This window comes from Bradyrhizobium sp. 482_C4_N1_8 (assembly GCF_052075965.1).
Classification (GTDB): Bacteria; Pseudomonadota; Alphaproteobacteria; order Rhizobiales; family Xanthobacteraceae; genus Bradyrhizobium; species Bradyrhizobium barranii.
On the sequence record NZ_CP197231.1, the window covers coordinates 1,175,218 to 1,194,784 of the forward strand.

Sequence of the window (19,567 nt, forward strand, 5' to 3'; positions counted from 1 at the left end):
CAACAACGGGAGAAGACAATGAACACGGATCTCAACCGGGTCATCCAAAAGCTCTGCGGCGCAGCGATCTGCGCCGTGCTGCTCACCTCGACGGCCATCGCGCGCGACAAGCCGAATCCGCTCGGCAGCGCGCGGCAGCTCAAGACCGACGTCGCGGGCCTCGACGCCCCCGCCCAGATCCTGGTCGACGTCTGGGGCATTCCGCACATCTACGCCGGCAACGAGCACGACCTGTTCTTCCTGCAAGGTTTCAACGCCGCGCGCGACCGGCTCTGGCAGATCGATCTCTGGCGCAAGCGCGGGCTTGGCTTGCTCGCCAAGGATTTCGGCCCGGCCTATGCCGAGCAGGACAAGGCGCTGCGGCTGTTCCTCTATCGCGGCGACATGAATGCGGAGTGGGCGGCCTACGGTCCCAAGGCGAAGACCTATGCGGACGCGTTTGTCGCCGGCGTCAATGCCTATGTCGCCGATGTGCGTGCGGGAAAGCGCCCGCTGCCGATCGAGTTCAGGATCGCCGGCACCATGCCTGATCCGTGGACGGCGGATGACGTCGTCCGCATCCGCAGCCACGGCCTGACGCGCAATGTCGCCTCCGAGGTCAAGCGCTCGCTGGTCGCCTGCGCGGCCGGCCTGGATGCCGATCGTTTTCGGGTCAAGCTCGAGCCGGCATGGACCACGAAAGTCCCCGATGGTCTCGACCCCTGCAGCGTGCCGAAGGCCGTGCTCGCGGCCTACGATCTCGCGACGCGCCCGGTGGCCTTCGCGGCACCGAAGGACAAGCAGGCCGCACTCGCCCATGATCCCGACAAATACCTCACCGAGGCCGACCAGCAGCGCGACACCATCGGCTCCAACAATTGGGTGATCGCGGCCTCGCGCACGGCGACGGGCCGCCCGATCCTCGCCAACGATCCGCATCGCGAGCACAGTGTGCCCTCGCTGCGCTACATCGTCGGCCTCAATGCGCCGGGCCTCTCCGTGATCGGTGCCGGCGAGCCGGCGCTGCCCGGCATCTCGATCGGCCACAACGGCACCATCGCCTTCGGCCTCACCATCTTCAACGTCGACCAGGAAGACCTCTACGTCTACGAGCTCAATCCGCAAAACCCCAACCAGTACCGCTACGGCAATGGCTGGGAGGACATGCGCATCGTCCACGAAACCGAGCAGGTCAAGGGTGAGGCCGATCGCGACCTCGAGCTGAAATTCACCCGGCACGGTCCCGTCATCTTCGTCGACGATGCGAACAAGCGCGCCTTTGCCGTCCGCTCGATCTGGTTCGAGCCCGGCACCTCCGCCTATTTCGGGTCCTCCGACTACATGACCGCGAAGGACTGGAACGGCTTCCTCGCCGCCATGCGGCGCTGGGGCGCGCCATCGGAGAACCAGGTCTATGCCGACACCCGCGGCAATATCGGCTGGGTTGCCGCCGGCAAGACGCCGCGGCGCGCCAACTTCGACGGCCTGATGCCGGTGCCCGGCGACGGCCGCTATGAGTGGCAGGGCTTTCTCTCGCTCGACGAATTGCCGAAGGCCTATCAGCCCAAGCAGGGCTTTCTCGCCACCGCCAACCAGATGAACCTGCCGGCCGATTACCCGATAGCCGAACGCAAGGTCGGCTTCGAATGGTCCGACAGCGCGCGCTGGCAACGCATCACCGAGGTGCTCGCGGCCAACAGCAAGGTGACGCTCGCCGACGCCATGGATTTGCAGAACGACGACACCGCGATGCTCGGGCGGCGCCTCGTCAAGCTGTTGCAGCCGCTCACCTCCGACGATCCCAATGTGAAGAAGGGTCTCGATCTGCTCAAGCCGTGGGACGCGCGCGATGCCGCCGACAGCGCGGCGGCTGCCGTGTTCGAGGTCTGGATCGCCAATCATCTTGGGCCGGTGCTGCTGAAGACCACGGCTCCCAAGGCCGCCGATCTGATCGCGCCGGAGGCGTCGAGCATTTCGGCGTTGGTCGCCTATCTGGAATCTCCCGATGCCTCGTTCGGCGCCGATCCCGCTGCCGCGCGCGACCAGATCCTGCGCGACAGCCTCGGCGCCGCAGTGGCCGACGTCGCGGGCAAGCTCGGGCCGGATGCCTCGACCTGGCGCTGGGGCCGGCTGCATGTCGCGAAGTTCGACCATGCCTTGATGCCGCTCGCCGACAAGGCCACCGCCGCGCAGCTCTCGGTCGGCCCGCTCGCCTATGGCGGTGCCGCCAATGTGCCGCGCGCGGCCACCTACCGCCGCGCCGATTACCAGCTGTTCGCCGGCGCATCGTTCCGCATGGTGCTCGACGTCGGCAATTGGGATGCGAGCCGCACCATCAACACGCCCGGCCAATCCGGCGATCCCTTCAGCGCCCATTATCGCGACCTCGCTCCGCTCTGGGCCACGGGCCAATATGTCCCGCTGCTCTACAGCCGCCCGGCCGTCGAAGCCGCGACCGCGGAAGCGATCATTTTGACGCCGCGATGAGCGACTTGTTGGCTGGAGAGTGCCGGAAGAGCGCGGCCTGCATGGTCCGGGACGCCCGCTTAGGCGGGCTCCTCACCATGAGGGTCTGATATCCCGCCGCCAAACGCGACCTCATCCTGAGGGCCCGCCGTAAGCGGGCGTCTCGAAGGATGGGCCGCAAGCGAGCTGTTCGTCATGTCTTTCTGAGAGGCCCCATGCTCATCCCTGACGGCTATTCCGACATCCCCGCCGGCAAGATCGCCGCGGTCGTCACCCACCTGGAGATGACCGCACCTCCCGCGCGCCGCGACGATCCTCCAGGCGCGTGGTCCTTGCGCAAGGTCGACGCGCCCGCGCTTCATTGGTATCGCGATCTCCACCGCCGCGTGGGCGAAGAGTGGCTGTGGTTTTCGCGGATGCGCATGAACGACGCGGAGCTCGCCGCGATCATCCACGCAGCGGGTGTCGAGGTCTACACACTGGTCGCGGACGGCCGCGATGAAGGCTTGCTCGAACTAGATTTCCGCGAGCCCGGCCAGTGCGAGTTGGTCTATTTCGGCGTCACCGCGAAGCTGATCGGCACCGGCTCCGCCCGCTTCCTGATGAACCGCGCGCTGGAGCGCGCATGGTCTGGCGACGTACGCCGTGTCTGGGTGCACACCTGCACCTTCGACCATCCGTCGGCGATCGCGTTCTATCAGCGCTCGGGATTTCGTGCGTTCCGCCGCCAGATCGAAATCGCCAACGATCCGCGCCTCGATGGCACGGCGTCGCGGACGGCGGCGAAGCATGTGCCGATCATCGAGTGATGTTCGTGGCCCGTAGCCCGGATGGAGCGAAGCGCAATCCGGGTTTTTCTCGCACGCTGACAGAATCCCGGATTACGCTGCGCTCCATCCGGGCTACACGCCCTCAATAATTATACCGCACGCCGAAACTGAACCCCTGCGCAAGCAGGTTCGTCGTGTTGAGCACCGGCGCGGGCCGGTTCGGCCCGCCGCCGGCCGGCGGTGGCGCGAGGTTCGGATTGACGGTGGTGTCGATCAGCCCGCCGGCGCGCTGTACGCCGGTCCAGTACATCACGTCGTAGCCGGTGATCAGCCGCCAGCCGGGCGCAACCTGATATCCCGCCTTCAACGACAGCTCCGGCACCACGGCGAAGCGGGTTTGGTCGTAATGGCCTATATTGCTCGACAGCGCGAGGAAGCCGCCGGGGGCCGTAGTGGTGACGCCGGCCACGGTCGAGGCGGTCGAGCCCGAAATGTCGGCACTGTTGAGATTGGCGCCGAGCGCCACCTTGCCGCGCCACTCCAGCGACCACGGGCCATTGCGCCAGTCGCCGGTGAGGCCGAGATCGAGGCCGTGGAAATTGCTCGACGCCTTGAAATTGTCGGTGGGGCTGAAGGTGCCGAAGGCAAGAATGGTCGCAGTATTGGAGATCGTCAGCGTGTCGGTCGACCGCAGATAGCGATAGCCAACCAGCGCGCTGACGCGCTGTCCGCTCCACGCGCCGAGATCCCAGCGATAGAGCGCGCCGGCGCCGAGCAGGCGCGAGGTTTCGCTCGCGCTGGCACTGCCGGTGGCCAGCCCCGGAAATCCCGCGATCAGCGCGTCGGGAAATCCCGTCAGCGCATTGGTGAAGGGCCGTGCCAGGATCGGATTGGCATTGGTGTCGGTCGCAAATCCGGTCGAGAGATTCTCCAGCCCGAAGAACGAGGCTTCGATGCCGCGGCTGCGCTGCGGATCGAACCAGTAGCCGGCGGTGATGCGCCCGCCCGAACGCCAGTCGTTGTTCACACTGGAATTGCCGAACAGCACGGTCGTCGTGGGCTGGCCGAGCACGCCGACAACTCCCAGCGGCGTGCCGACCGGGCTCGTGGTCACCAGCGCCGGCAGCTTGTCGCCCGTCACGCTCCAGGCAAGGTAGTCGGCCTCGGCCCAGAACGGATTGAAGTCGGCAGGTTTGGGCGGCGCCTTCATCGGCAGATCGGCTGCTGACGTGACGTCGGGCACGATCGCCGTAAGAGCCAGGCCGACCGCTGCCGCTCTCAATGCCCGCCGATTCATTTGGCTTCCCTCTGGGTCCGCGGAATGAACCATGCGACAATTTGTTCGGCAAGCTGGAGTTGAGGCGGTGCCGAGACGAAAATGTGTAGCTGTTGCCGTTGGGCACCGCTCGCTGGCTGTGTCGTTCGATAATAGCCTTGTGAAGAAGGTGAATGGCCGGCTTCGAGCCCCGGCACTGACTAGTGAGCGAGAACCATGTTCCTGATTGGCCAATACGATTCTCCCTTCGTCCGCCGTGTCGCGATCGCGCTGCGGCTCTACGGCCTCGCCTTTGAGCACCGGCCATGGTCCACCTTCGGCGACGCCGACAAGATCGCGCCGTATAATCCGCTGCGCCGCGTGCCGACCCTGGTGCTCGACGACGGCGAGGCGCTGATCGAGAGCACGATCATTCTCGATTATCTCGATGAGCTCGTCGGGCCTGAAAAGGCGATGCTGCCGCGCGGCGGCGCCGAGCGACGGAAGCACCTGCGGATCTGCGCGCTCGCCACCGGCCTTGGCGACAAGGCGGTGAGCCTGCTCTATGAGCGCGTGCTGCGGAAGGAGCAGCTTGCGCTCTGGGTCGAGCGCTGCCAGGCGCAGATCGGCGACGTGCTCGGCGTGCTGGAGGCCGAGCGCGCCGGGGGGACGACGGCGTATTGGCTGGGCGACCGGATCGGCCACGCCGACATTGCGGTTGCCTGCGTCGTGCGCTTCACCCGCGAAGCGCATCCGCTTCTGTTCGAGCCATCGCGCTATCCGGCGCTGTCGGCGCACGCCGAACGCTGCGAGGCGCTGGCACCGTTCAAGGAGATCGTGCAGCCGCTGGCCCCGCCGAAAGGGTGAAAGCGCGGCGTCCTATCTCCTGTTGCAGGGCTTGATCTCGCCCGCCGCGGACTTCAGGACGATCGGATTCGGCGACAGCCTTATGCCAAAGAACAATTGAGAGCCGGACACCTTGTCGTCCGATCCCTGGTGGGCGTCCAGCTCGAGCTTCGCCGCGATCTCGGATGTCAGCTTGGCCCGCTCCTCCATCGAAATGGTGTTGTGATATTTGATCTCGTAGACGACGTCGGCCTCCAGCACGGACCGCGTCTGGCAGACGACTCCGCCGCTCGAAAGGTTCAGGGCGATCGCGTCCTCGCATTCGGCCTTCAGCAATGCATTGCGGGTCGATATCAGCGACTCGTCGGAGATCAGGAGAATGTTGGCGTTCTCGAGCTTGAGGTGAATTGAATCAACTTGCTGCATTCCGGCGACCGCCGACAGCTTGTCCCTGACCTGCGCGGACACGTCGAGATTCTTCTCGAGCGACTGCTTCAGGTCCCGGTCCACGGTCGGTGATTTCCGGATCTTGTCGGCCAGCAGCGCGGGGTCGATATCGCAGGTCGGATGCAGCTCCAGCCGGCCATTGCTCAGATATTCGATCGTGTTGATGGTGCCGGGACCGCCGAACGTGCTCGGCGGGACCACCTCGAAATATCCGGTCTCGGAGAGGATGGCCGCAATCGTCTGTTTCTTTCGCGGGTATCCGACCCAGGCTGCAACCATCACCAGGCCGGTCGCGACAAAGACGAGGCTACCAAGCCAAAGCCATTTGCGACTTGCTACTTTCGCGGGCAGCACAACTGGTTTCGTTCGCCGCATGGCACGTAGCCTTTCGGACAGTCAGCCGCGGCAATCGTGGGCAGCACGACAAGGGCGATCGCGGCGACGAACAGTGCAATGAACTGCGTCATATGCTCGATCCCAAGCAAACCATCGGTTTGAAGGTAGTAGACCGATAGAGTAGCGAATCAAGGTTGAGCGGACAAGTGAACGAGTTCACACCGCCCGGTTCCTGCGCGAAATTGCCGGTGAGCCGAATTCCGGACCGCGACTCGTCCTGGTGGTGTGTCAGAAAGGAGCAGGCCGCTCTTTGCGTCGCGCACTGCCGGTTGTTGCGAGGCGCAGGCGCCGTCCAGGGAGATCGTGCAGCCGGCGCTGCCGAAAGAGTGAGGTCTCTACCCTCCCCTGGAGGGGGAGGGTCGTTCGCGCGAAGCGCGAGCGGGGTGGGGTGACCTCTCAACACGGGTAGTGTTCACGCGGAGAGACCGTCACCCACCTCGGTCCGCATTCCGGTTCGCTGCATGCGAAATCCCCCTCCAGGGGAGGATGGGGACGCGCGCGTGGCATCCATCGGCACGGCAGGCGATGATGGAATATTACCGGTGTTTTGCCCGACGGAGCAAGCCGTTTCGGCAAGACCGAAATTCTTCAAGCCTTTCAACCCCACCTCTACTGTGCATGGGGTTGTTTTTCACTTTTTTAGTCTTGGGAAGCGAAGGCGGGGCCTACCCCGCCCCCGCGCGCTTCTTCTGCCAGACGAGATGCACCGCGCAGGTGCAGCCGGGCGGATGCGAGGCGAGGTCCTTCGACGTCTCGTCGTTTGCGGGTGTCGCCGCGAAGGCCTTGTCGGTCTGCTGCGACGGGATGTAGTTCAGCACCGGCGCGAGCCAGCGCTCGGTTTCCGCCACCGTCATGCCCTTGCGTGCGGCATAGTCCTCGACCTGGTCACGCTCGATCTTGCCGACGCCGAAATAATAGCTCTCGGGGTTCGCGAAATAGAGCCCCGACACGGAAGAGCCCGGCCACATCGCAAAGCTCTCGGTCAGCTTCACGCCGGCAGTCGCCTCCGCATCGAGCAGCTCGAACAGCGTCGCCTTCTCCGTGTGATCGGGCTGCGCGGGATAGCCCGGCGCTGGGCGGATGCCCTGGTACTTCTCGAGGATCAGATCGTCGCAGGAGAGTGCTTCGTCCGGTGCATAAGCCCAGAACTCGCGGCGCGCGCGGGCGTGCATGCGTTCCGCAAAGGCCTCGGCGAGGCGGTCGGCCAGCGCCTTGCACAGGATCGAGGAGTAGTCGTCATTGGCCATCTTGAAGCGGTCGGCGACCACGTCCTCGCCGATGCCGGCCGTGACGACGAAGCCGCCGACATAATCGGGGACGCCGGCGGGCGCGACGAAGTCGGCGAGCGCGGCGTTGAACCGGCCCTCGCGCTTCTCGAGCTGCTGGCGCAGCGTGTGCAGCGTCGCGATCTGCTTGGTCCGGCTTTCGTCGGCATAGAGCACGATGTCGTCGCCTTGCGCATTCGCCGGCCAGAAGCCGACGGTGGCGCGCGCCCTGAACCACTTTTCCTTGACGATCAGATCGAGCATCTTGCGCGCGTCGTCGTAGAGCGAGCGTGCGACTTCGCCGACCTTGGAATCGTCAAGGATGGCGGGGAAGCGGCCGGCAAGCTCCCAGGTCTGGAAGAACGGCGTCCAGTCGATATAGGGCACGAGCTCGGCGAGATCGTATTCGTCAAAGCTGCGGATGCCCAAGAAGGTCGGCTTCACCGGCTTGTTCTTGGCAAAGTCGACCGGCACGCGGTTGGCGCGCGCGGCCGCGAGCTTCAGGCGCTTCTTGTCCGCCTGCGCGCGCAGATGCGCGTCCGAGATTTTTGCGTATTCGGCACGCACTTCGGCGGCATAAGCCTCGCGCTTCTCTGGCGAGAGCAGCGAGCAGGCGACGCCGACGGCGCGGCTGGCGTCGTTGACGTGGACGACGGGACCGGCGCGGTAGCTCGGGTCGATCTTGACCGCCGTGTGCACGCGGCTCGTGGTGGCGCCGCCGATCAGCAGCGGCAGCTTCAAACCTTCGCGCTGCAATTCGCCGGCGAAGAACGCCATCTCGTCGAGCGAGGGCGTGATCAGGCCTGATAGCCCGACGATGTCGGCCTTCTCCGCCTTCACGGTCTCGACGATCTTGGCCGCCGGCACCATCACGCCGAGGTCGATGACCTCGAAATTGTTGCACTGGAGCACGATGCCGACGATGTTCTTGCCGATGTCGTGGACGTCGCCCTTGACGGTCGCGAGCACGATCTTGCCGGCGGACGAGGAGCCTTCGGTGCCGATGCCGTTGGCGAGGTTGCGCGCCTTCTCTTCCTCCATGAACGGCATCAGCCACGCCACCGCTTGCTTCATCACGCGCGCGGACTTCACCACCTGCGGCAGGAACATCTTGCCGTCGCCGAAGAGGTCGCCGACCACGTTCATGCCGGCCATCAAGGGGCCCTCGATCACGTCGAGCGGACGCTTGGATGCCTTGCGGGCCTCCTCGGTGTCCACTTCGATGAATTCGGTGATGCCGTGGACCAGCGAATGCGACAGCCGCTTCGCCACCGGCCATTCGCGCCAGGCGAGGTCGGCTTCCTTGGTCTGGGTCTTGTTGCCGCGGAATTTCTCCGCGAGCGCCAGCAGGCGCTCGGACGCGCCGGGGTCGCGATTGAGGATGACGTCCTCGCACACCTGGCGCAGCTCGGCATCGATGTCGTCATAGACGATCATCTGCCCGGCATTGACGATGCCCATGTCCATGCCCGCCTTGATGGCGTGATACAGGAACACCGAGTGCATCGCCTCGCGCACCGGCTCGTTGCCGCGGAACGAGAACGACAGATTGGAGACGCCGCCAGAAATATGCGCGTGCGGCAGGTTTTGGCGGATCCAGCGCGTCGCCTCGATGAAGTCGACGCCGTAATTGTTGTGCTCCTCGATGCCGGTCGCGATCGCGAAGATGTTCGGATCGAAGATGATGTCCTCAGGCGGGAAGCCGACGCGGTCCACCAGGATGTCATAGGCGCGCTTGCAGATCTCGGTCTTGCGCGCGAACGTGTCGGCCTGGCCGACCTCATCGAACGCCATCACCACCACGGCTGCGCCATGGCGCCGGGCGATCTTCGCCTCGTGAATGAACTTCTCCTCGCCTTCCTTCATCGAGATCGAGTTGACGACCGGCTTGCCCTGCACGCATTTCAGGCCGGCCTCGATCACCGAGAATTTCGAGGAATCGACCATCACGGGGACCCGAGCGATGTCGGGCTCGGCGGCGACGAGATTGAGGAAGGTCACCATCGCGGCTTCCGAATCCAGAAGCCCTTCGTCCATGTTGACGTCGATGATCTGCGCGCCGTTCTCGACCTGGTCGCGGGCGACCTGCAGCGCGGCGGTGTAGTCGCCGGCGGTGATCAGCTTGCGGAAGCGAGCGGAGCCGGTGACGTTGGTGCGCTCGCCGACGTTCACGAACGGGATGGCGTCCGTCAGGATGAATGGCTCGAGGCCGGAGAGCCTTAAGCGAGGTTCGATTTCCGGCACGATACGCGGCTTGTGCGGGGCGACGGCCGCCGCAATCGCCGCGATATGGTCCGGCGTGGTGCCGCAGCAGCCGCCGACGATGTTGACGAGGCCATCGCGCGCGAATTCGCCGACCAGGCGCGCCATGTACTCCGGGGTCTCGTCGTACTGACCGAATTCGTTGGGCAGGCCGGCGTTCGGATAGGCACACACCAAGGTGTCGGCGACGCGGCCGATGTCGGCGATGTGGGCGCGCAGATCTTCCGCACCGAGCGCGCAGTTGAAGCCGATGGTGACGGGTTTTGCGTGCCGCACCGAATTCCAGAACGCTTCCGGCATCTGGCCCGACAGCAGGCGGCCCGATTTGTCGGTGATGGTGCCCGACACCATCACGGGCACGTCGATGCCGCGCTCTTCGGTGATTTCCGCGATCGCATAGAGCGCCGCCTTGGCGTTCAGCGTGTCGAAGATGGTCTCGACCAGCAGCAGATCGACACCGCCGTCGAGCATGCCGTTGATCTGCTCGCCATAGGATTTGCGCAAATCGTCGAACGTGACGGCCCGGTAGCCGGGATTGGAAACGTCGGGCGAGATCGAGGCGGTGCGGTTGGTCGGGCCGATGGCCCCCGCAACGAAGCGCGGCTTGCCGTCCTCGGCCTCGATGCGACGAGCGGCATTGCCGGCGAGGCGGGCGCCTTCGCGCGCCATCTCGTAGACGATGTCGGTGAGGTCGTAATCGGCCTGCGCGATCGAGGTCGTCGAGAAAGTGTTGGTCGCGACGATGTCGGCGCCGGCGCGCAAATAGGCGGCGTGGATGTCCTCGATCGCCTGCGGCTGGGTCAGGATCAACAGATCGTTGTTGCCGCGCAGGTCGCGATGGAAATCCTTGAAGCGCTCGCCGCGGAAGGCGGCCTCGTCGAACTGGAGGTTCTGGATCATCGTGCCCATGGCGCCGTCGAGCACGAGGATGCGCTCGCGGGCGGCATTGAGCAGGGCAGTTCGCTTGGGAGAAACGGGAGTGGTCATTTTATCTTAAGCCGCCTTCTGCGCGCTCTTGGCGCGGATGCCGAGCAAATGGCTGATCGCGAACACGAGATCGGCGCGGTTCATGGTGTAGAAATGGAAGGTGTCGACGCCGCGCTTCGCCAGCTTCTGCACCTGGCCGGCGGCAACGGTCGCGGCCACCAGCTTGCGGGTCTCGGCGTCGTCGTCGAGGCCGTCGAATTTCTCCGCCAGCCAATCCGGCACGGAGGTGCCGGCGCGGGTGACGAAATTGCGGGCCTGCTTGAAATTGTGCATGGGCATGATGCCGGGCACGATCGGGATGTCGATGCCTCGGGCACGGACGCGGTCGAGGTAGCGGAAGTAGAGGTCGTTATCGAAGAACACCTGCGTGATCGCGCGCGTCGCACCCGCATCGACCTTGGCCTTCAGCGTGTCGATGTCGGCGTCGAAGTCGCGCGCTTCAGGGTGCTTCTCGGGATAGGCGGATACGGACACTTCGATGTCGCCGTGCCGCTTCTTGATGCCCGCAACGAGGTCGGCGGAACTCTGGTAGCCGTCGGGATGGCTGGAATAGGGCGTGCCGATGCCGCCGGCGGGATCGCCGCGCAGGCCGACGATGTGGCGGACGCCGACCTCGTGATAGCGATCGACGATCTCGTCGATCTCCCCGCGCGAGGCGCCGACGCAGGTCAAATGCGCGGCCGGCAGCAGCGCGGTCTCCTTGAGGATGCGGGTGATGGTCGAATGGGTGCGCTCGCGGGTCGAGCCGCCGGCCCCATAGGTCACGGAGACGAATTTCGGGTCGAGCGGAGCGAGCCGGTTGATGGTCTCCCAGAGATTGCGCTCCATCTCTTCCGTCTTGGGCGGAAAGAACTCGAAGGAGATTGCAGGCCGCTTCGAGGTGAGGTGCCCGTTTTGGAGGTGCCCGTCTTGCCCTTCGGCTCGGGCAGGCGTCGTCAGATCAGTCATGGCACCACTCACTCCAGGGGCTCGTCCGGCTTTCGGCGGCCGGCAGTCAGGTCTCGATTGGATGCGGGCAAGATAAGCCAAAGCGGTCGCACTCGACAGCCCATCGGTGATGGGAAGTCGCCCACTTTCACCGGTAACGGTGGAAATATTGAACGGATGAGGGTGCGAGTGGGAAGTACGCGGATATGACAAAATGTTATATAAATCAACAAATTGCAACGGTTTTGGCGGCGGGCGGGAGCAAATAGGGGGTGTGGGCAGTGTGAAGATGGTGTTGCCGCGACAAATCTCGTCCCATCGCCTCAACTGGCGCTGCCGTGCGGGTTCGCGGCCCGCACACGCCAGACCTGCGCAGTCTGCCCATTGCCGCCGCGCCGGCCTTCACTACCTTAGCGCGCCATGATCCCGCTCTCAGTCCTCGACCTCTCCGTCGTCACCACAGGTACAAGACCCGCCGCGGCGCTGCGCAACAGCATCGATCTGGCGCGCCATGTCGATGGGCTTGGCTATGTCCGCTACTGGCTCGCCGAGCATCACAACCTCGCCTCGGTGGCGAGCCCGGCGCCCGACGTGATGATCGGGCAGATCGCGGCGGTGACGAAGCACATCCGCGTCGGCTCCGGCGGGGTGATGCTGCCCAACCACGCCCCGCTCGTGGTGGCCGAGCGCTTCAAGATGCTGGAGGCGCTGTTTCCCGGCCGCATCGATCTCGGTCTCGGCCGCGCCCCCGGTACCGACGGCGCCACGGCCTACGCCCTGCGCAGCCGTCTCGACCGCCGCGAGGGCGACGACTTCCTGGAGCGGCTGCACGAACTGATTCTGTGGGAGACCCGCGAATTTCCCGCAGGGCACCCCTACAACAACGTCGTCGCGATGCCCGACGACACCAAGCTGCCGCCGATCTGGCTGCTCGGCTCCAGCGACTATTCCTCGGAGCTCGCTGCGCAAGTCGGCATGGGTTTCGCCTTCGCCCATCACTTCGCGTCCCATGACGCGATCGATGCGATGGTGCATTACCGCAACCGTTTCCAGCCCTCGGCCTGGAGCGCGAGCCCGCGCGCGATCCTCGCGGTCGCCGTGATCGCGGCCGACACGGATGAGGAGGCCGAAAAGCTCGCCACCTCGTTCGATCTCAACCGCCTGCGCCGCGACCGCGGGCAATATCTGCCGCTGCCGAGTGTCGAGGAGGCGCTGGCCTATCCCTATACGGACGCCGAGCGCATTTCGATCTCGCGCAACCGTTCACGCCTCTTCGTTGGCAATCCGGCGACGGTGCAGAAGAAGCTGCAGCCGTTGATCGATGCGAGCAAACCGGACGAGTTGATGGTGATTACGGCCGTGTACGATCACGACGCGCGTAAGAAGTCGTATTCGCTGCTGGCCGAGGCGTTCGGACTGAAAGCGGCCGCGTAAAGCTCTCGTGCCCCGGACGCGGCGCAGCGCGAAGCGGTGCGCTGCAGAGCCGGGGCCCATCGCGCTCCGGGTATCGCCGCCCCTGGATCCCGGCTCGCGCTTCGCGCGTCCGGGACACGCAATCAATCCTGTTGCGTTTCGCTGAACGTCGCGCGGAAGGGGTGTCCCGGATACACGCCGACGATGCGGAATTCGCGCGAGAAGAATTTCAGCTCCTCGATCGCGAACGCCAGTCCCTTGTCTTCAGGGTGGCCGTCGACGTCGGCATAAAACTGTGTGGCGAAGAAATTGCCGTCGACCATGTAGCTTTCGAGCTTGGTCATGTTGACGCCGTTGGTGGCAAAGCCGCCGAGCGCCTTGTAGAGCGCAGCGGGCAAGTTGCGCACACGAAATACAAAAGTCGTGACCAGCGGCCCCGAGCCCTGCGCCGCCCATTTCGGCTCGCGCGCCAGCACCACGAAGCGCGTGGTGTTGTGCGCCTCGTCCTCGATGTCCTCGGCCAGGATGTCGAGGCCGTAGATCTTTGCCGCAAGCCGCGAGGCGATCGCGGCGACGGCCTTGTCGTTGCGCTCGGAGATGTCGCGGGCGCTGCCGGCGGTGTCGGCGTGCACGATCGGCTTGATGCCGAGCTTGCGGATGATGCGCCGGCACTGGCCGAGCGCATGCACGTGGCTCTCGACGCTCTTGATGTCCTCGAGCTTCGTCCCCTTCACCGCCATCAGCTGATGGCGGACCGGTAGAAACCATTCGCCGATGATGAAGAGGCCGGAGGCCGGCAGCAGATGATGGATGTCGGCGACGCGCCCCGCGACCGAATTCTCGATCGGGATCATGCCGAGATCGGCCTCGCCCGACGAGATCGCCGACAGCGCGTCCTCGAAGGTGGCGCAGGGCATCGGCTCGGCGTCGGGATAGGCCTCGACGATGGCGATGTGGGAATTTGCCCCAGGTTCGCCCTGGAATGCGATTTTCAGCTTGCTCATGATCGGCCTTGTAACAGCGGCTCAGGATTTGGAAAGGATGCTGCGCGCGGTCTCGAGGTCCGCCGGCGTATCGACCCCGCGGGGCACGGTATCGACGATGGTGAAGTCGATCCGCATCCCGGCCTCCAGCGCCCGGAGCTGCTCGAGCTTCTCCTGCAATTCCAGCGGGGACGGCGGCAGTGAGACGTAGCGCTCCAGCGCGGCGCGGCGATAGGCGTAGAGGCCGATATGGTGGTAGCGCGGTCCGTCGCCGGTCGGCGCGGTCGCGCGGGTGAAATAAAGCGCGCGCATGCGCCGGCCGCCGAGCGAGGTTCCGATCGCCTTCACGACGCTCGGCGCGAGGTCCTCCTCCTGGGTGTGGATCTGCGAGGCCAGCGTCGCGATGTCCACGGCCGGATCTTGCAGCGGCGGCAGCACCTCGCGGATGTTGTCGATCGTGATGGTCGGGAAATCGCCCTGGAGATTGACCACGATCTCGGCCTTGCCTGAGGGATCGAGCTTCTGCATCGCCTCGTGGATGCGGTCCGAGCCAGAGGGGTGCTCCGGGCGGGTCATCACGGCTTCGCCGCCATGGGCGGTGACCACGGAGGCGATCTCGTCCGTATCGGTCGCGACCGCGACCCGGCCGATGCCGGCGGCCTCTGCCCGCCGCATCACATGCACGATCATCGGCAGGCCCGCGATGTCTGCGAGCGGCTTGCCGGGCAGGCGGGTGGCGGCCATGCGGGCCGGGATCAGCACCAGGATGCGGGGATCGATCATCGGGTCAAGGGCCTGGAAACGAGAGGTTTTCCGCGTCGAGAAATGGGGTGGGGACGGGCTGAAAGCCGGGTCGCTTATACGGGTTGCCAGACCCCGGGCAAACCGATATCTCAATGGCAAAACTCGGGGAAACAACAAGGAACGTTTGATTCTCCCGAGGCTCGTCCTGGCGGCCGCTCGGCCGCTATTTCCTTACTGTGGTGTGGGGCCTGGCCGGAAATGGACTCTTTCGAACTCAATAAGATTCTCGGTGCCGTGCTGGGCACCTGTCTCATCCTGCTGGTGACGAGCTTCGCCGCCCAGGCGCTGTTCACGCCGAAGCCGCTCGAGAAGCCGGGTTTCGAGATTGCCGTGAAGGAAGACGCCGGCCACGGCAAGGAAGGTGGCGCCGCTGCTGCGCCCTCCGAGCCGATCGAAAAGCTGCTCCAGACCGCTTCCGTCGAAAAGGGCGCTTCGGCTGCCAAGAAATGCGGCGCCTGCCACACCTTCGAGAAGGGCGGCCCGAATCGCGTCGGTCCGAACCTCTATGGCGTCGTCGGCGAAGCCAGGGGCGAGGGCCGCAACGGCTTCAACTTCTCGGCCGCCATGAAGGCCAAGGGCGGCACCTGGTCGTTCGACGACCTCAACAAGTTCATTGCCAATCCGAAGGGCTTCATCCCGGGCACCGCGATGGGCTTCGCCGGCATCCCGAAGGACTCCGAGCGCGCCGACGTCATCGCCTATCTGAATTCGCTGTCAGAGCATCCTCAGCCGATCCCGACGGCGTCGAAGTAAGGCCGTCAAAAACCGATCTTGAATGTGCGGCCAGGCTGAAAAGCCTGGCCGTTCGCTTATCCGGGCCTCGCGGTGAGTTTATCGGGGCGTTTGGCCGCATCCGACAGGCCGCCGGGACTTCCAACATGAGGAAAAAGCAACATATTCCGTCGAAACCTCGCCTATATTGAGCACTTAAAGGGGTAACCTCCTTCAAGACCAGGAATGTTGATTTGGCCATTACCCGACGCGATCTCCTGCTCACCGGCACTGCCGCCGTAGCGCTCCCCGCCCTCGGTTCCGTAGGGGGCCTTCCCGTCATCGGCACGGCCGCGGCGCAATCCGCCAGTGAGGCGCCCTGGCGCCACGCGCTGTCGCTGTTCGGACAGGTCAAATATCCCGCCGACTTCAAGCGCTTCGATTACGTCAATCCGGAAGCGCCCAAAGGCGGTGTCGCGCGCCAGATCGCCGTCGGCACTTTCGATAATTTCAATATCGTAGTGGCGGGAGTGAAGGGGCAGGTCGCCGGTGCCGTCGCGTTCATCTACGAATCCCTCACGACGACCTCGCTCGACGAAGTCTCGACCGAATACGGCGCGCTGGCCGAGGCCGTCAGCCACCCGGCCGACTTTTCCTTCGTCACCTATCGTTTGCGGCCGCAGGCCAAATGGCATGACGGCAAGCCGGTCACTGCGGACGACGTGATCTTCTCGCTGGATGCCTTCAAGAAGCATCACCCGATGTACTCGGCCTATTACAGCCATGTGGTGAAGGCCGAGAAGGTCGGTGAGCGCGAGGTGAAGTTCGTGTTCGACGCACCGGGCAACCGCGAGCTGCCGCAGATCGTCGGGCAGCTCACGGTTTTGCCGAAGCATTGGTGGGAGGGGACCGACGCGCAAGGCCGCAAGCGCGATGTCTCCGCGACCACGCTCGAAATACCGCTCGGTTCCGGTCCCTACAAGGTCAAGGAATTCGTGGCGGGACGGTCGATCGCGCTGGAGCGCGTCAAGGATTATTGGGGGCGCGATTTCGCCACCAATGTGGGCCGCAACAATTTCGACGAGATGCGCTACGAGTATTTCCGCGATGCCACCGTGGCGATCGAGGCTTTCAAGGCCGATCAGGTGGACTGGCGCACCGAGAACAGTGCGAAGAACTGGGCGACAGCCTACGACTTCCCGGCCGTGACCGAAAAGCGGGTGATCCTCGAGGAGTTCGCCAATCGCAGCTCGGGTGTGATGCAGGCTTTCGTGCCGAACCTGCGCCGCGCCAAATTCAAAGATCCTCGCGTCCGTCGCGCGCTCAACTATGCGTTCGACTTCGAGGAGATGAACAAGCAGATCTTCTACGGTCAGTACAAGCGCGTCAGCAGCTATTTCGACGGTATCGACGAGCTCATGGCGACCGGGTTGCCGCAAGGCAAGGAGCTCGAGATCCTCGAGACCGTTCGCGCCGATGTTCCGCCTGAAGTCTTCACGACGGCCTATACCAATCCGGTCGGCGGCAGTCCGGAAGCCGTGCGCGACAATCTTCGCGAGGCGCTGCGCCTGTTCAAGGAGGCCGGTTACGAGGTGCGCGACCGCAAGCTGGTCGATGTCAAGACCGGTGCGCAGTTCACCCTGGAGCTGCTGAATCAGGATCCGAGCTTCGAGCGGGTCACGCTGTTCTACAAGCCGTCGCTGGAACGACTCGGCATCGCGGTCAGCGTGCGCACGGTCGACCCGACTCAATACGAGAACAGGACTCGGGACTGGGATTTCGACGTCGTCACCAACTCATGGGGCGAGTCGCAGTCGCCGGGCAACGAGCAGCGCGAGTTCTGGTCGTCCAAGACGGCCGACATCGCTGGTTCGCGCAATATTGCCGGCATCAAGAATCCGGCGATTGACAAGCTGATCGAGAGGCTGATCTACGCCACGGGTCGCGACGATCTCGTCGCGGCAACCAAAGCGCTCGACCGCGTGCTGCTGTGGAATAACTACGTCGTTCCGCAATGGACCTATTCGAAGATCCGCACCGCGCGCTGGGATCGCTTCGGCCGACCGGCGGAATTGCCCAAATACGGTCAGTCCGGCTTCCCGTTCATCTGGTGGTACGACGCAGACAAGGCGGCACGGATCGCAAAGAAGTCGTGAAGGACATCCCCCGCATGACGCAGATGTCACGCCGCCATGTGCTGGTCTTGGGTGTCGGTAGCGCCGTCGGCGTGTCCCTCGGCGCACCGCTGCTACATGGCGCGCGCGCATCCGAAGCGGGGACCGAGGCGCACGGCATCTCGGCCTTCGGCGATCTCAAATATGCCGCCGATTTCCACCATTTCGGCTACGTCAATGTCGACGCGCCGAAGGGCGGCGCGTTCTCGCTCATTCCCTCGGTGCGGGCCTACAACCAGTCCTACTTCACGTTCTCTTCGCTCAACGCTTACATCCTGAAGGGCGAAGGTGCGCAGGGTATGGACATGACCTTCGCGCCGTTGATGGCGCGGGCCAATGACGAGCCCGACGCGATGTACGGGCTTGCGGCGAAATCGGTGCGAATCTCGCCGGACAAGCTGACCTACACCTTCACGATACGGCCCGAGGCCCGCTTCCACGACGGCTCCCGGCTCACCGCGCATGACGTCGCCTTCTCGCTCAACACGCTGAAGGAGAAGGGCCATCCGCTGATCGTCGTGCAGCTCCGCGATTTCGTGAAGGCCGAGGCGCTGGACGACGCCACCGTGGCCGTCACCTTCGCGCCGAACCGCGCGCGCGACGTGCCGCTCTATGTCGCAAGCCTGCCGATCTTCTCGAAGGCCTATTATGCCACGCGCGCCTTCGATGAATCGACGCTCGATACGCCGCTGGGCTCCGGCCCGTACAAGGTCGGCAGGTTCGAGGTGAACCGCTATGTCGAATATGAGCGCGTCAAGGACTGGTGGGGCGCCGACCTGCCGGTCTGCCGCGGCAGCTACAATTTCGACACGGTGCGCTACGAATTCTACCGCGACCGCGACGTTGCCTTCGAAGGCTTCACCGGCAAGAACTATCTGTTCCGCGAGGAGCTCACCTCGCGCATCTGGGCCACACGCTATGATTTCCCGGCGATCAAGGACGGCCGGGTCAAGCGCGAGCAGCTGCCGGACGAGACCCCGTCGGGTGCGCAGGGCTGGTTCATCAACATCCGCCGCGACAAGTTCAAGGATCCGCGCGTGCGGGAGGCGCTGACCTACGCCTTCGACTTCGAATGGACCAACAAGTCGATCATGTACGGCGCCTATGCGCGCACGCACTCGCCATTCCAGAACTCCGACATGATGGTATCAGGCCCGCCTTCGCCCGAAGAGCTCGCGCTGCTCGAGCCCTTCCGCGGCAAGGTGCCTGACGAAGTGTTCGGCCAGCCTTTCGTGCCGCCGGTGTCGGACGGATCGGGACAGGACCGCAGCCTGCTGCGCAAGGCGGGCGAGCTGCTCAACGAGGCGGGCTACGTCGTCAAGGATCGCAAGCGGGTGCTGCCCAATGGCGAGCCTTTCACGATCGAGTTCCTGAACGACGAGCAGTCGATCCAGCCGCATCACGGGCCGTACCTGAAGAACCTCGCAACGCTCGGCATCGACGCCACGTTTCGCCTGGTCGATGCCGTGCAGTACCGCGCGCGGCTCGAGGATTTCGATTTCGACATGACGATCCAACGCTTCTCGATGTCGGCGACGCCCGGCGACGCCATGCGGGCGTTCTTCTCCTCCCAGGCGGCCAAGACCAAAGGCTCCTACAATCTCGCCGGCATCTCCGATCCGATCATCGACGCGCTGATCGAGAAGATCATTGCCGCCCAGACCAGGGCGGAGCTGACCACGGCCTGCCGCGCCTTCGATCGCGTGTTCCGGGCCGGGCGCTACTGGGTGCCTCAGTGGTACGCAAACTTTCATCGCGTGGCCTATTGGGACCAGTTCAGCCATCCCGACAAGCCGGCGAAATATGCGCAAGGCGTCGGTGCGCCGGAGAACTGGTGGTTCGATGCCGCCAAGGCGACCAAGCTCGAGCAGGCGAAATAATC

At 64.6% G+C, this 19,567-nt stretch carries 13 protein-coding genes; 7 read left to right on the forward strand and 6 right to left on the reverse strand.

The window, feature by feature from the left end; all coding sequences use genetic code 11:
- The first annotated feature begins 18 nt into the window (after positions 1-18).
- Complete coding sequence (locus AB7Z56_RS05505; RefSeq protein ID WP_063980949.1) at positions 19-2,466, forward strand: penicillin acylase family protein; 2,448 nt, start codon at positions 19-21, stop codon at positions 2,464-2,466.
- Positions 2,467-2,660: 194 nt separating this feature from the next.
- The gene (locus tag AB7Z56_RS05510; RefSeq protein WP_063980950.1) at positions 2,661-3,254 is read left to right on the forward strand and encodes a GNAT family N-acetyltransferase; all 594 of its coding nucleotides are present in this window, start codon (positions 2,661-2,663) and stop codon (positions 3,252-3,254) included.
- Positions 3,255-3,357: 103 nt separating this feature from the next.
- Here AB7Z56_RS05510 and AB7Z56_RS05515 read toward each other — a convergent pair whose 3' ends face one another.
- Positions 3,358-4,512 (reverse strand): BBP7 family outer membrane beta-barrel protein, encoded by a 1,155-nt coding sequence (locus tag AB7Z56_RS05515; RefSeq protein WP_063980951.1) that lies wholly within the window; start codon positions 4,510-4,512, stop codon positions 3,358-3,360.
- 195 nt (positions 4,513-4,707) lie between these two features.
- Here AB7Z56_RS05515 and AB7Z56_RS05520 point away from each other — a divergent pair, with 195 nt between their 5' ends.
- Positions 4,708-5,337 carry a glutathione S-transferase family protein gene (locus AB7Z56_RS05520; RefSeq protein WP_063980952.1) on the forward strand — a complete coding sequence of 210 codons (630 nt, stop codon included), beginning with the start codon at positions 4,708-4,710 and terminating at the stop codon, positions 5,335-5,337.
- Positions 5,338-5,349: 12 nt separating this feature from the next.
- Here AB7Z56_RS05520 and AB7Z56_RS05525 read toward each other — a convergent pair whose 3' ends face one another.
- From AB7Z56_RS05525 to metF, 3 genes are all read right to left on the reverse strand, one after another.
- Positions 5,350-6,138 carry a hypothetical protein gene (locus AB7Z56_RS05525; RefSeq protein WP_063980953.1) on the reverse strand — a complete coding sequence of 263 codons (789 nt, stop codon included), beginning with the start codon at positions 6,136-6,138 and terminating at the stop codon, positions 5,350-5,352.
- A gap of 686 nt (positions 6,139-6,824) precedes the next feature.
- Positions 6,825-10,673, reverse strand: a complete 3,849-nt coding sequence (gene metH, locus AB7Z56_RS05530; RefSeq protein WP_354233504.1) for a methionine synthase — start codon at positions 10,671-10,673, stop codon at positions 6,825-6,827.
- 6 nt (positions 10,674-10,679) lie between these two features.
- The gene (metF, locus tag AB7Z56_RS05535) at positions 10,680-11,621 is read right to left on the reverse strand and encodes a methylenetetrahydrofolate reductase [NAD(P)H] (protein ID WP_063980955.1); all 942 of its coding nucleotides are present in this window, start codon (positions 11,619-11,621) and stop codon (positions 10,680-10,682) included.
- Positions 11,622-12,020: 399 nt separating this feature from the next.
- Between metF and AB7Z56_RS05540 the strand changes: the two genes are divergently transcribed.
- Positions 12,021-13,034 (forward strand): LLM class flavin-dependent oxidoreductase, encoded by a 1,014-nt coding sequence (locus tag AB7Z56_RS05540; protein ID WP_063980956.1) that lies wholly within the window; start codon positions 12,021-12,023, stop codon positions 13,032-13,034.
- A gap of 122 nt (positions 13,035-13,156) precedes the next feature.
- Here the strand turns inward: AB7Z56_RS05540 and AB7Z56_RS05545 are convergent, their stop codons facing one another.
- Together AB7Z56_RS05545 and AB7Z56_RS05550 are read right to left on the reverse strand one after the other, a co-directional pair.
- Positions 13,157-14,017, reverse strand: a complete 861-nt coding sequence (locus AB7Z56_RS05545) for a prephenate dehydratase (protein ID WP_014498246.1) — start codon at positions 14,015-14,017, stop codon at positions 13,157-13,159.
- Positions 14,018-14,038: 21 nt separating this feature from the next.
- Positions 14,039-14,779, reverse strand: a complete 741-nt coding sequence (locus AB7Z56_RS05550) for a 3-deoxy-manno-octulosonate cytidylyltransferase (protein ID WP_063980957.1) — start codon at positions 14,777-14,779, stop codon at positions 14,039-14,041.
- 219 nt (positions 14,780-14,998) lie between these two features.
- On the opposite strand from AB7Z56_RS05550, the gene AB7Z56_RS05555 reads away from it, so the two are divergent.
- The 3 genes from AB7Z56_RS05555 to AB7Z56_RS05565 all read left to right on the forward strand — a co-directional run bounded on the left by AB7Z56_RS05555 (position 14,999) and on the right by AB7Z56_RS05565 (position 19,565).
- Entirely contained in the window at positions 14,999-15,553 is a 555-nt protein-coding gene (locus tag AB7Z56_RS05555; RefSeq protein ID WP_063980958.1) for a c-type cytochrome, read from the forward strand.
- Positions 15,554-15,765: 212 nt separating this feature from the next.
- Positions 15,766-17,667, forward strand: a complete 1,902-nt coding sequence (locus tag AB7Z56_RS05560) for an extracellular solute-binding protein (RefSeq protein WP_063980959.1) — start codon at positions 15,766-15,768, stop codon at positions 17,665-17,667.
- A gap of 14 nt (positions 17,668-17,681) precedes the next feature.
- Positions 17,682-19,565 (forward strand): extracellular solute-binding protein, encoded by a 1,884-nt coding sequence (locus tag AB7Z56_RS05565; protein WP_063986075.1) that lies wholly within the window; start codon positions 17,682-17,684, stop codon positions 19,563-19,565.
- Positions 19,566-19,567 lie beyond the last annotated feature (2 nt).

Bases quoted from the DNA above. Each gene is read 5' to 3' on its own strand.
- metF (WP_063980955.1), bottom strand. From the start codon at position 11,621: ATGACTGATCTGACGACGCCTGCCCGAGCCGAAGGGCAAGACGGGCAC.
- AB7Z56_RS05545 (WP_014498246.1), bottom strand. From the start codon at position 14,017: ATGAGCAAGCTGAAAATCGCATTCCAGGGCGAACCTGGGGCAAATTCC.
- AB7Z56_RS05510 (WP_063980950.1), top strand. From the start codon at position 2,661: ATGCTCATCCCTGACGGCTATTCCGACATCCCCGCCGGCAAGATCGCC.
- AB7Z56_RS05515 (WP_063980951.1), bottom strand. From the start codon at position 4,512: ATGAATCGGCGGGCATTGAGAGCGGCAGCGGTCGGCCTGGCTCTTACG.
- metH (WP_354233504.1), bottom strand. From the start codon at position 10,673: ATGACCACTCCCGTTTCTCCCAAGCGAACTGCCCTGCTCAATGCCGCC.
- AB7Z56_RS05555 (WP_063980958.1), top strand. From the start codon at position 14,999: ATGGACTCTTTCGAACTCAATAAGATTCTCGGTGCCGTGCTGGGCACC.
- AB7Z56_RS05565 (WP_063986075.1), top strand. From the start codon at position 17,682: ATGACGCAGATGTCACGCCGCCATGTGCTGGTCTTGGGTGTCGGTAGC.
- AB7Z56_RS05505 (WP_063980949.1), top strand. From the start codon at position 19: ATGAACACGGATCTCAACCGGGTCATCCAAAAGCTCTGCGGCGCAGCG.
- AB7Z56_RS05525 (WP_063980953.1), bottom strand. From the start codon at position 6,138: ATGCGGCGAACGAAACCAGTTGTGCTGCCCGCGAAAGTAGCAAGTCGC.
- AB7Z56_RS05520 (WP_063980952.1), top strand. From the start codon at position 4,708: ATGTTCCTGATTGGCCAATACGATTCTCCCTTCGTCCGCCGTGTCGCG.
- AB7Z56_RS05540 (WP_063980956.1), top strand. From the start codon at position 12,021: ATGATCCCGCTCTCAGTCCTCGACCTCTCCGTCGTCACCACAGGTACA.
- AB7Z56_RS05550 (WP_063980957.1), bottom strand. From the start codon at position 14,779: ATGATCGATCCCCGCATCCTGGTGCTGATCCCGGCCCGCATGGCCGCC.